Raw genomic sequence first — 12037 nt, forward strand, 5'->3', positions numbered from 1 at the left:
CACTGCCGCACAGGCAGCTTAGAAAAGGCTGAGTTTGATGCGCTAAACGAAGAATTCGTTCACTGCCGCACAGGCAGCTTAGAAACATTCGGCCATTTCGCTATGTAGCTCGCTAATGTTCACTGCCGCACAGGCAGCTTAGAAAGTTTGCAGAGTACCACCAGCGGGAACAAGAGAGTTCACTGCCGCACAGGCAGCTTAGAAATTTCTCTAAATCGGCCAACGCATCAAGGATCAGTTCACTGCCGCACAGGCAGCTTAGAAAAGGTTGCAGGGCTGTCTGAATTACAGGCGTACGTTCACTGCCGCACAGGCAGCTTAGAAACTGTAGACACCGCCACAACATTATCGGGGACAGTTCACTGCCGCACAGGCAGCTTAGAAAATTCCTAGTATCTGTTGTTGCTAAAACAATTCGTTCACTGCCGCACAGGCAGCTTAGAAAACCTGCTGGCTACGGATGGGAACAAATAGCATGTTCACTGCCGCACAGGCAGCTTAGAAAACGCAATGCAAGCCAATGCAAGCAAACTAGGAGTTCACTGCCGCACAGGCAGCTTAGAAAACTAGCGAGCCAACACAAAAGCAAAACAATCAGTTCACTGCCGCACAGGCAGCTTAGAAATAGATCAAAAACAACCTTTTTATAATAACGATGTTCACTGCCGCACAGGCAGCTTAGAAATAGCTCGATCTCTTTCTCTTCATCGCTCATGGGTTCACTGCCGCACAGGCAGCTTAGAAACTGATAAAGCAGGAGCATCAGTATCACCAGCTGTTCACTGCCGCACAGGCAGCTTAGAAAGTTACATATTATGACGCACAGCAGGTAATGAGGTTCACTGCCGCACAGGCAGCTTAGAAAAGGACCACCGCACCAGGCATCAGCGCAGCACCGTTCACTGCCGCACAGGCAGCTTAGAAATCTTCAATCAATACCCACATACCTGACTGTATGTTCACTGCCGCACAGGCAGCTTAGAAAGTGCTTTTGCTATACTATCGGTATTGGTTAATGTTCACTGCCGCACAGGCAGCTTAGAAACGCATGAAACGCAATCCCATAGCCGCCGGTTCGTTCACTGCCGCACAGGCAGCTTAGAAATCGTCAATATCGCCGTCACTGTCTGGCGTGATGTTCACTGCCGCACAGGCAGCTTAGAAAAATATATTCACCGCAAAACCTAGCAATAAATCGTTCACTGCCGCACAGGCAGCTTAGAAAGCCGAGATGTTTTAGACCAGTACACAGTATCAGTTCACTGCCGCACAGGCAGCTTAGAAATGGTTCCTGTTGAATGTGTAGATGATACGTTGGTTCACTGCCGCACAGGCAGCTTAGAAATGCCAGCCCTGCAGGCAGACGTTCAAATAGCCGTTCACTGCCGCACAGGCAGCTTAGAAATTGATCAGTTCTTCAAGCGTCATTTTGTCGCCGTTCACTGCCGCACAGGCAGCTTAGAAAGCGCCATGATCTACGGTAGTACCGCCATCTTTGTTCACTGCCGCACAGGCAGCTTAGAAAACAGCCCACCAGCGGCTATTTCATTCCTTGCCGTTCACTGCCGCACAGGCAGCTTAGAAATTCGGCATATATCGCGGGTCTATTGGGTTACTGTTCACTGCCGCACAGGCAGCTTAGAAACTCTTCATCTGCGAAACAACGCGGTAATGGATGTTCACTGCCGCACAGGCAGCTTAGAAAAGACCACCAGTGCAACAAAAACGACCGATTATGTTCACTGCCGCACAGGCAGCTTAGAAATGAACACGCTCAGGCCGAAATTCAATTTCACCGTTCACTGCCGCACAGGCAGCTTAGAAAAAGATGTTCGGTATATTGAGGGCGTCGGATTGGTTAACTGCCGCACAGGCAGTTTAGAAAGCAAGTATATGGATAAACGGGGCGTTACCAGTGTTCACTGCCGCACAGGCAGCTTAGAAATTCTTTTTTTATAATATCAAGCCATTGCTGAAGTTCACTGCCGCACAGGCAGCTTAGAAAACGCAGCGAGAAAACCAAAAAGCCATTTTAAAGTTCACTGCCGCACAGGCAGCTTAGAAAAGATCACCCGGCACCAGTTCACCCGGCACCAGGTTCACTGCCGCACGGGCAGCTTAGAAAGTATCAGTAACAGACCAAGTAGCGCCTACTGTGTTCACTGCCGCACAGGCAGCTTAGAAATTAAGGAGGCAGGGAAAGGGAAGGGAATGAAAGTTCACTGCCGCACAGGCAGCTTAGAAAACTAAAATACCGGATCGCCGAGTTAGAGGCCGGTTCACTGCCGCACAGGCAGCTTAGAAATGTACGCAGCATGTTTTCATAAGACTCGAATAGTTCACTGCCGCACAGGCAGCTTAGAAATGCCCAGGGTGTCCGCGTTCGCCCGTCTTTTCGTTCACTGCCGCACAGGCAGCTTAGAAACAAACGAACAGAGAAGCCCTTAGAGACATAATGTTTACTGCCGCACAGGCAGCTTAGAAAGACCAAATTGTACCGTTTTTTAACGCGTAGCCGTTCACTGCCGCACAGGCAGCCTAATAGAAAAAATTATTAAGTTTTAAGTGGAGCTGTTGCATGACTTGGCTCTGCACCAAAATCTACACGGAAGGGGGCGTTTTCACGGCCTATTTTTTCATGGAAAGTCTACATGGCTATTTCTGTAGACATAAAAAAACCGAGGGCTAAGTCAGCACTCGGTTATCTATTTAGTAGTTTTGAATCAATGAGTTAAGTGGTACCAGTGGCCGCTGATTCAGGATCTTGAACCGGCACGCTTTTAAGGGCGGGCAGAGATCTTATGGAAAGCGAATCCCCGATGTCTTTTTGACCAAACGTCAGATACAAAAAAGCCCTGCTTTCTATATAAGAATTAGCAAGGCTCAAATGATTTACGTTTGTGGTACCAGTGGCCGGACTCGAACCGGCACGCTTTTAAGGGCGGGGGATTTTGAATCCCCTATGTCTACCAATTCCATCACACTGGCCCAAACGTGGAGCGTATTATACGGCTCGTTTTGATGCGGTCAATGGGATTCATGAATATTTTTTTAAATCATGGATCTTATGGCCATTTTTTAACGTTCGACGAAGGCGCGTTCGATGACGTAATGGCCGATATGACCATTACGGGCTTCGGTAAAGCCCATTTTATCAAGGATATTGGTGGTATCTTTGATCATGCTGGGGCTACCGCAGATCATAAAGCGATCGTCGTCGGTATTGAGTGGCGGTAGGCCGAGATCTTGAGCGAGTTTACCCGTGGCGATTAGGTCGGTTAAGCGCCCCTGATTACGGAAGGGTTCACGGGTGACGGTGGGGTAATACAGCAGCTTATCGCTAACCATGTCACCAAAATATTCGTTGCTCGGTAGATGGTCTTGAATGACATCGGCGTAGGCCAACTCAGACAGTTCACGTACTCCGTGAGTTAAGATAACCTGATCATATTGTTCATAGATTTCCGGGTCTTTAATGATGCTCATAAAGGGCGCGAGGCCGGTGCCGGTGCTGATCAGATAAAGGTGCTTACCCGGCAGCAGGTTATCGTTGATTAGGGTGCCGGTGGGCTTGCGGCTGATCAGGATTTGATCGCCAACTTGGATGCGTTGTAGTTTGGAGGTCAGTGGACCGTCCTGTACTTTAATACTGAAGAACTCTAGCTGATCTTCATGGTTAGCACTGGCGATACTGTAAGCGCGCATTAGCGGGCGGCCTTCGTGTTCTAGGCCGATCATGGTGAAGTGGCCATTTTTAAAACGAAAACCGGGATCTCGACTAGTGGTAAAGCTGAACAGGGTATCGTTCCAGTGATGAACGCTGAGCACTTCTTCGCGACCGATGTTTGACATGGAACTACCTCAGACTAAATGGATGATAGTGATTTGGATTCAAGTTATAAGAACTGAGTCACTTATTTCTTAAGTGCATATTAATCCTGCCTGCTATATTGTTAAAGACGATTGTTATGATAATGCTTATCGGAAAAACAGATATATGAAATATACCTTACGGCAGTTGGAAGTCTTCTTGGCGGTCGCGTATTTCGACAATATCTCGCGGGCAGCGGAGAGTTTATCGATGTCGCAGTCGGCTGCCAGTGGTGCCTTGCGTGATCTGGAAGCGCAATTTGATATTCAGCTGTTTGATCGGGTTGGCAAACGATTAAAAATTAATGAGCTGGGACGGTTGCTGCGTCCCCGAGCAGAAGCTTTGCTCGAACGTGCGCGAAGTTTGCAATTAGATATGTCTCAGCATCAGGCGGTGGGACAGTTAAAAATCGGTGCCACCATGACCATTGGTAATTATCTGGCGGTGGGATTAATGGCGCGTTATTTGGATGAACAGCCCCGCGCGAAGTTAGATCTTCAGGTAGCCAATACGTCTGCCATTACGGCTCGCTTGATTAACTTTGAATTGGATATTGGGCTGGTGGAAGGTGAGGTGCAGCATCCTGATCTGGAAGTGATTCCGTGGGTGAAAGATCAATTAGAGGTGTTTTGTGCACCGGATCACCCTTTGGCGACGAAACCGCAGTTGAGTGATACGGATCTGCTGTCGGCGCGCTGGGTATTGCGTGAACAGGGGTCTGGCACTCGTCAGGCGTTTGATTGGGCGTTGCATGGCTTGCTGCCTAATTTGAATGTGTTGTTAGAGTTGGAGCATGTCGAAGGGATTAAACAAGCAGTGACACAGGGGTTAGGTATTGGCTGTTTATCGCGTATCGCCTTGCAAGAATCATTTGAACTCGGCACGCTCATCCCGTTACGCGTAGCGGGCCGTGATTTTAGTCGGCAGTTGTATCTAGTGATTAATCGGCATAAGTATCGTAGTGCGGGGATCGAACGATGGATCGAGCTGTGTTATCAAGCTTAAGCCTAAGGACGGTGCGAATAAGTCAATTACGCCTCTGGCTTACAGAGAATATAACGGACTTATTCGCACCTTCCCTAACTGAGGCTTTTACAAATTTCTTACAAAATTGATAACTTCATCTGACTTTTCCTCTGAGGGCTGAGCGTAGAGTGAAGACAACGATGGTGTTGCGCCATCAGACGTTCAACTCAGGAAGGTAATTATGAACATTCAAACAGATCAATCTATGTTAAGACGAACCCTACGGGCAGTGAGTTGTGTTGTGCTAAGTCTGTTGCCGGTGATGGCTCAGGCTAATCAAGTCAACTTAAATATTAATCTGGCAACGCCGGTGATGGAGGCTGAACAGTCTCACCGAGCGTTTATTAAAGTCTCACTGGAAGGTTTTAAGCAACAGGATAAGCAGGCACGCATCCCGGCGAATGTTGCTATCGTGCTGGATAAGTCTGGCTCGATGGGGGGCGATAAAATTCAGTATGCCCGTGAAGCAGCGATTATGGCGATTAAACGGTTGGATGAGCGGGATATCGTCTCGGTGGTGAGTTACGATTCACGGGTGCAGGTGGTGGTGCCCGCAACTCAAGTGCGTCATCAACAGCGAATTTATCAGGCGATTCGGCATATTCAGGCGAATGGTAATACCGCACTGTTCGCGGGCGTCAGCAAAGGGGCGAATGAGCTGCGTAAGTTTCTCAGCCGCAATAAGGTTAACCGCGTTGTTCTGTTGTCTGACGGATTAGCTAATATTGGCCCACAATCGGCGTCTGAACTAGGCGAGCTAGGGGCATCGTTGGCAAAAGAGGGCATCAGTGTCACCACGATTGGCTTAGGGTTGGGTTATAACGAAGATTTGATGACGCGTTTAGCCGGTTTTAGTGATGGTAATCATGCCTTTGTTGAAAACGCTGAAGATCTTGCATCGGTATTTCAGTATGAGTTTGGTGATGTGCTTTCAGTGGTGGCTCAAGGGGTTAATATTGAGATTCATTGTCACAACGGTGTGAAACCGATTCGTTTGCTAGGGCGAGAGAGCGAAATCATGGGCAGTCGCGTCACCACACGATTGAATCAACTGTATAGTGAGCAGGAAAAATTCGTTATTCTTGAAGTCGAAGTACCTGCTCAGCAAGCCGAAACAGAACTAGAGTTGGTGTCGGTGAATGTGGCTTACGATAATCTATTCACGCAGGATGAAGAACAGTTATCGGGTCAGGGCATCGCTCGCTTTAGTGCGTCAAAACAGGCGGTAACGGCTGCGCGGGATGATAAAGCGTTGGAAGCGGTCGTTGAACAGGTGGCGAATGAATATAGCCGTGAAGCGATTGAGGCGCGAGATAGTGGTGACGTGGCCGGTGCGAAAAAGATCCTTCAGGATAGCGCATCGTATTTGGGGTCTCAGGCTGAATCACTCAGTTCTCCACGGTTACAAAAACAGCAAGAGGAAGCGCTGCAGGATGCCGATGCCTTGGAAACCGAACAGGATTGGAATAAACAGCGTAAAGAGCTGAAAGCACGGCAGTATAAACGTGCCACTCAGCAGACCTATTGAATCTAGCGTGGGGGGATAATAACCCCTCGTTACAGCGGAAGAGTTTGTGAAAAAAACAACGCCTATCTTGCTTGCCGTGATTATTATTCTGCCGCTGTTATTGTTGGCTTGGTTTGGTGTGCGTTTACAACTGAATCAACAGCAAGTGGTTGCTCATCAACTGAGTAATTTGGTCACAGGTCGGTTACAGAGGATTGATGAACAGTTTCAGGAACACTTTTTCCGCTTGCAGCAGGGTTTTATGCGTCAGGCTGAGGGGTTGCAGCAAGCAACGGCGGGGCAGCATTCGGTTGCGCCGGTGCGACGCTTTATCGGACAGTCGGCGGTGGTACAGCAGATGTTCGTGTTATCGGCTAACGGAGAGCGTCGTTTTCCCCCGCGTGATCAGCCGCTGACGCAACAAGAACAGGATTTTGTTGAACTTACCCGTAAACTGCTGCGTGAGCCCGAGCGTTTTATCATGCCGGTGTTAGATCCGGTTGCTCAGGTGCGCCCAAGCATTGTTTCGGCGAGTCGTAGCGAGCTTCAGAGTGCGCCTCTTAGCGAATCGGTGGCACAAAAGTCCCGCTACAGTGCCGATAGGGCGGTAGAATCTCTGTCGGCTTCTGCTGGACTCGGTTTAGCCGAAAACCCTCATGGCTGGATCGCTTGGTTTGCTGAAGCCGGTCTGCAGCAGATATTCTGGTGGCAAGATAGCGATGGCAATACCATTGGCTTTGCACTGAACGCCCCTCGCTTGTTGTCCGATCTGATTAACCTATTACCGAGTAGTGCGGTGATGGGCGAGGGCGATCAAATCGCGGATGCAGATAGCAATAACGAAATTCGACTGATTAATGCTCGAGGTGACATCGCGTATAGTTGGGGTGGGCTGCGCGCAGATGAGGCTCAAAAACCGTTGCAAACCATGCCCTTGAGCCACCCGTTAGCGAGTTGGCATCTGGCCTACTATACCGCTGAACTGCCGGTGGCGATCACCGGTTGGTTGGGATTGATTGTGTTATTGATGTTGCTCGGGGCGGGGTTATCGACGCTGGCTTATGTGTTATATCGCGAACATAGCCGCGAACTAAGGGTTGCTGAGCAGCGGGTTAATTTTGTTAATCAGGTTTCCCATGAACTGAAAACGCCGCTTACCAATGTGCGCTTATATACCGAGATGCTGGAACAAACACTGCCCGATGATGAACCGCTGGCGCAGCGTTATTTGGGCGTGATTAGCAGTGAGGCTGGGCGCTTGTCACGCTTGATCGATAATGTACTGAGCTTTTCTCGCGTCAAGCGCGAAGGCGTGAGGGTTCGTTATCAGCAGGGCGTCATTGATCAATGTCTTGCGCAGGTGGTGGCGTTGTTTACGCCGGTCTTGAGTGCGCATCAATTAAGCCTGCGTTTTACGGGTAAGGCGACGCAGGCGTGCTATTTCGATAGTGAAGCGCTTGAGCAGATTATGAATAACCTGCTGAGCAATTGTGAAAAGTATGCGGCGGCGGGGCGTTTTGTCGATATTCAAAGTTGGCAAACGCAGCAAGCCGATGGTTTATACAGTTACATTCGGGTGACTGATTTTGGCCCCGGGGTGTCGCTAGATGAGGCTGAAAAGCTGTTTGAACCGTTCTATCGGGGCAGCGATAAACTCACCGAAGGAGTGAGCGGCACTGGGATTGGCTTAGGTTTAGCGCGGGATTTAGCCCGAGCTCATGGGGGCGATCTTAGCGTGGATCGCAGTGATACAGATGCCGCGTCGGGCGCTTGTTTTTTAGTCACGCTGGCGACGCCGATTGAGTCAGTAACCGCCTGAGGCATACGATGAATAGAGGGCTATGATGAAGCTATTAATTGCCGAAGATGATCTGCATATTCGTCAGGGATTAGCGCTGTTATTAGAGGCGGAAGGCTATGAGTGTATCGAAGCGGCCGACGGCGAGCAGGCGTGGCAGTTATATCAGCAGCGAGAGCCGGATCTAGTATTGCTGGATATTATGATGCCGAAACAGGATGGTTATGCGGTGTGTCGGCGTATTCGGCAGCACAATGAGCAGTTACCGGTGATCTTTATTACCGCGAAGTCGGAAGAGATCGATCAGGTGCTGGGGTTAGAGTTGGGCGCGGATGATTACATCAAAAAACCCTTCGGTAGCCGAGAAGTGATTGCGCGGATTCGGGCGGTGATGCGTCGAGTACAGCGGCCAGTCGCTGATCTCGCTGAGCAGAATAGCTTTGTCATGGCGGATCTTGAAATTAGGCCCGCTGAGTTTCGTGCCTTACGGGCTGATCAGGTGATTGAGTTAAGCCTCAGGGATCTGAAAATACTACGTTTATTGTTTGAACAGCAGGGCAAAGTGGTCGATCGTGATGCGCTGTTTAATCACTGCTGGGGGCGGGACTATTTTGCCAACAGTCGCACTCTCGATCAGCATATATCAAAACTGCGTAAGGCGATTGAGCTGGATGCTAAAGCGCCCCGCATTATCACCACCGTGCATGGTGTGGGCTATCGTTTTGATGGTTCGCTTTGATGCCGCTTATTTGAAGCTACTGGTTTTATGTGCTTATTTGATGTGCTTATTTGATGCCGTTTATTTAAAGCTATTGGTTTGATGTGCTTATTTGATGTCACTTATGTCGGCGATATAAGAGGGATGGATGATCATCCCTCTGCGGGGGTTGCGTTTATTCGGCGGGATTAGCTTGTTGTGCTTCGCGTCGTTGTTGCTTGAGTTCGCGGCGCTTATGGCTGCTATCGTTGGCATCGGCACCGATATGGGCTTCGCCCCGTTGCTGTGCCAGCTGCATCTGCTTCTGACGTTCCATGAAGCGTTCCCGCTGTTCATCGCTGAGGCTGTCATAACAGTTCGGGCAACTGATACCTGCCTGATATTGCTCGCTTTGCATCTGCTCTTCTGTCAGTGGTAAGCGGCAAGCATGACACTGATCGTAGCTGCCTTTTTCCAGCTGATGATTGACGGTCACACGGTTATCAAACACGAAGCATTCGCCTTCCCATAGGGACTGCTCCTGCGGAACTTCTTCTAGGTATTTAAGAATGCCGCCTTCTAAGTGATAAACCTCATCGAAGCCTTGTTCTTTCAGATAAGCGGTGGATTTTTCGCAGCGAATACCGCCAGTGCAAAACATCGCCACTTTTTTGTTTTTTTGCGGATCGAGTTGTTCTTTGACGTAGCTAGGAAACTCGCGGAAGGTATTGGTATTGGGATTAACCGCCCCTTTAAAGGTACCTACCTGCACTTCATAATCGTTACGGGTATCCACCAGTGTTACCTCGGGGTCGGAGATCAAAGCGTTCCACTCATCCGGTTTCACATAGGTGCCAACGATGCGCTTCGGATCGATACCGTCAACGCCCATGGTGACAATCTCTTTCTTCAGTTTTACTTTAGTGCGATGAAACGGGTTGCTGTCGTCAGTGGATTCTTTGTAGCCGATATCTGCCAAGCGAGGATCGCTCTGCAACCAGCTTAGTAGCGCATCAATACCGGCGCGACTACCCGCCACCGTGCCGTTAATGCCTTCCCGTGCCAGCAATAGTGTGCCGCGCACATCGTTAGTTAACATGACGTTGTGTAGCGGTTCGCGAAGCGCTTCGAAATCTTCTAGCACGACAAATTTATACATCGCGCAAACGATAGTGTGTGACATCTGTTCTCCTCAGCCGATCGGAACGTAAATCCGGAGCCTATGGTTGATAATAAAGTTTTTGATAAAACTTACGTGTTTAAAACTTAAGGGCGCGCATTATACGCGTATCTAAGGGGTATTAAGACGGATAAAAAATAAGGGTATTGTTGCTGCGGCCGTTATTAGCGGGATGACTCATGGATTGCTTAAATGAGGAAATAAAGCGGTGAGTAAAGTCAACGTAATGTCTAGACGCGGTTTAAACATCGAGATAACTTAGGGAAGGTGCTCATTGCAAATCAGAGAATAAGGTTACATGCCCTGTCGCGTCAAAATGATGGTAACTCTGTTCATCGACAAGGATATGCCTCGCGGGTTCGCTTTTGATCTCAGCGAGAGATATATTGCTTAGCGCTTGAGTGTCAAAAGCGAACCGTTATCAGGACGTTGTTAGGTTGTTTGCGACTGAGTTATCGCGCAGGCTCGATGTTACAGTTCGTTAGCGATTTTCTTATAGCCTTCAATTAAGCCGTGGTTCGCCGCCACGACGGATTCAGAAAACGAGGAATAATCTGGAGGTACCTGCTCGATCTGATTAAGATCGAAATCCGGGCCGATATGGGTCATCGGTGGAACATGCAGCTTAAAGGGTAAATCCAGACCGTCGATGACACAGTTATGGCGAATAACACAGCGATCATGAATATGGGCACGGAATACCACGCTATTAAAGCCGATAAAGACATCATCCCCGACTTTACAGGGACCATGAATAATCGAACGATGTGCGATTGAGGTACGCTGACCGATCGTCACCGCCGCGCCAGATTTTGAGTGGATAACCACTCCATCTTGAATATTGGAATCACGTTGAATAATAATCGGCTCCATATGACCCGCGGCATCCACCTCATCGGCACGGATGACCGCGTAGGGGCCGACAAACACGTTGTCTTCAATGATGACATGGCCACAGATAATCGCCGTGGGATCGATAAAGGCTTTCGTCGAGACGTCGGGGCTAAGGCCTGAAGGGTTTTTGCGTAGCATCGGTTAGTTATCCTGAGTGTATTTCTGATCGATGACGACCGCATTATGGGCATGCAGGCTCTCCTGATGCTCCACTTTAAACCAATAGTTGGTTATCTCATCCAGCGCTTCCAGTGATTGCTTGATCCGCCGCGCCGCATCTTCACAGAACATCAGGTTTTCAGCATTCAGTCGGGCGAATTCTTGCTCATCGCTACGTTTAACGGCGGCTTGTACTGGCGTGCCCAGCGCTGCTTCGAAACGTGCGATCAAGCCTGATAGTGGTGGGAAAGAGTGATCATTCAGTTGAATCTTTAGGTAGGCGTAAGAGCGTTGGCTATGAGGCGTGGCAATCGAGCCTGCATCAGACTGAAGCCAGCGCAATAGTGCTTCTTTATCGATGGCTGTTCCGCCAAATTGCTGATCGATCGCCTCGCTGTATAACTGTCTCGATAATGAAGCGGAGCATGGACAGGTGCTGGAGTAGGGGATGGTTAGAGCCAAGGTGATATCAAGGCGGCCCTCTAAGTGTTCAGCATTGAGCGTGCACGGATAGGATTGATAACCCTGTTCATTACTCTTTAGGGAGTTGCGTTGCAATAATAGCTCAAACTGCAGCTGTAGCCGCGCCCCCTGACTGATGCCTTGCTGTGATTCCACCATAAAGGACAATAGCTGTGCGATCGACTCCCTGTTCAGGGGCCGATTCGCTAGATGGTTGTTCATCTGCAGATAGAGCCGCGACATATGGATTCCCTTGGCGTCTGGGTTATCCAAGCTAACATAGAGATTGGCCTTGGCGTTGATCGATAGTTGCTGGTTATCATCAACATTCAAGCGCAGAGGTAGTGCGATATCTTCCATTCCTACCCATTGCAGCGTCAGCGCGTGTGACGCTGCATGGTGAGCTGCGACATCTGGCAGCGGTTTAATTGTTTGCATAGTGG

At 49.3% G+C, this 12037-nt stretch carries 8 protein-coding genes, 1 tRNA gene and 1 CRISPR repeat array (1 of these 10 cut by a window edge); of the genes, 4 read left to right on the plus strand and 5 right to left on the minus strand.

Annotated elements, in window-relative coordinates:
• Positions 1-2545: a CRISPR direct-repeat array (repeat unit 28 nt; unit sequence GTTCACTGCCGCACAGGCAGCTTAGAAA) (it extends 4324 nt beyond the left edge of the window).
• Positions 2546-2901: 356 nt separating this feature from the next.
• Both Q4488_RS08455 and Q4488_RS08460 read right to left on the minus strand, forming a co-directional pair.
• Positions 2902-2988, minus strand: a tRNA-Leu gene (locus Q4488_RS08455).
• Between the two features lie 90 nt (positions 2989-3078).
• The gene (locus Q4488_RS08460) at positions 3079-3852 is read right to left on the minus strand and encodes a ferredoxin--NADP reductase (protein ID WP_303580037.1); all 774 of its coding nucleotides are present in this window, start codon (positions 3850-3852) and stop codon (positions 3079-3081) included.
• Positions 3853-3997: 145 nt separating this feature from the next.
• Between Q4488_RS08460 and Q4488_RS08465 the strand changes: the two genes are divergently transcribed.
• The 4 genes from Q4488_RS08465 (at position 3998) to Q4488_RS08480 (ending at position 8941) form a co-directional block, all read left to right on the plus strand.
• Positions 3998-4876, plus strand: a complete 879-nt coding sequence (locus tag Q4488_RS08465) for a LysR family transcriptional regulator (RefSeq protein WP_303580038.1) — start codon at positions 3998-4000, stop codon at positions 4874-4876.
• Positions 4877-5078: 202 nt separating this feature from the next.
• Positions 5079-6425 carry a VWA domain-containing protein gene (locus Q4488_RS08470; protein WP_303580039.1) on the plus strand — a complete coding sequence of 449 codons (1347 nt, stop codon included), beginning with the start codon at positions 5079-5081 and terminating at the stop codon, positions 6423-6425.
• A gap of 46 nt (positions 6426-6471) precedes the next feature.
• A complete protein-coding gene (locus Q4488_RS08475) occupies positions 6472-8223 on the plus strand; it encodes a HAMP domain-containing sensor histidine kinase (RefSeq protein WP_303580040.1) in 1752 nt (583 codons plus the stop codon).
• A gap of 22 nt (positions 8224-8245) precedes the next feature.
• Positions 8246-8941: a response regulator transcription factor gene (locus tag Q4488_RS08480; protein WP_303580041.1), complete on the plus strand. Its 696-nt coding sequence runs from the start codon at positions 8246-8248 to the stop codon at positions 8939-8941.
• A gap of 154 nt (positions 8942-9095) precedes the next feature.
• Here Q4488_RS08480 and Q4488_RS08485 read toward each other — a convergent pair whose 3' ends face one another.
• From Q4488_RS08485 to folE2, 3 genes are all read right to left on the minus strand, one after another.
• Positions 9096-10082 carry a rhodanese-related sulfurtransferase gene (locus tag Q4488_RS08485; RefSeq protein WP_303580042.1) on the minus strand — a complete coding sequence of 329 codons (987 nt, stop codon included), beginning with the start codon at positions 10080-10082 and terminating at the stop codon, positions 9096-9098.
• A 468-nt stretch (positions 10083-10550) separates the two neighbouring features.
• Positions 10551-11111: a DapH/DapD/GlmU-related protein gene (locus tag Q4488_RS08490; protein WP_303580043.1), complete on the minus strand. Its 561-nt coding sequence runs from the start codon at positions 11109-11111 to the stop codon at positions 10551-10553.
• A gap of 3 nt (positions 11112-11114) precedes the next feature.
• Positions 11115-12032, minus strand: a complete 918-nt coding sequence (folE2, locus tag Q4488_RS08495; RefSeq protein ID WP_303580044.1) for a GTP cyclohydrolase FolE2 — start codon at positions 12030-12032, stop codon at positions 11115-11117.
• Positions 12033-12037: the final 5 nt, after the last annotated feature.

Origin of the sequence: Amphritea sp. 1_MG-2023 (assembly GCF_030547545.1) — a bacterium.
Taxonomy (GTDB): domain Bacteria; phylum Pseudomonadota; class Gammaproteobacteria; order Pseudomonadales; family Balneatricaceae; genus Amphritea.

Excerpts from the sequence above, each read along its gene's own strand:
- Q4488_RS08460 (WP_303580037.1), bottom strand. The coding sequence starts at position 3,852 with ATGTCAAACATCGGTCGCGAAGAAGTGCTCAGCGTTCATCACTGGAAC.
- Q4488_RS08465 (WP_303580038.1), top strand. The coding sequence starts at position 3,998 with ATGAAATATACCTTACGGCAGTTGGAAGTCTTCTTGGCGGTCGCGTAT.
- Q4488_RS08470 (WP_303580039.1), top strand. The coding sequence starts at position 5,079 with ATGAACATTCAAACAGATCAATCTATGTTAAGACGAACCCTACGGGCA.
- Q4488_RS08480 (WP_303580041.1), top strand. The coding sequence starts at position 8,246 with ATGATGAAGCTATTAATTGCCGAAGATGATCTGCATATTCGTCAGGGA.
- Q4488_RS08485 (WP_303580042.1), bottom strand. The coding sequence starts at position 10,082 with ATGTCACACACTATCGTTTGCGCGATGTATAAATTTGTCGTGCTAGAA.
- Q4488_RS08490 (WP_303580043.1), bottom strand. The coding sequence starts at position 11,111 with ATGCTACGCAAAAACCCTTCAGGCCTTAGCCCCGACGTCTCGACGAAA.
- folE2 (WP_303580044.1), bottom strand. The coding sequence starts at position 12,032 with ATGCAAACAATTAAACCGCTGCCAGATGTCGCAGCTCACCATGCAGCG.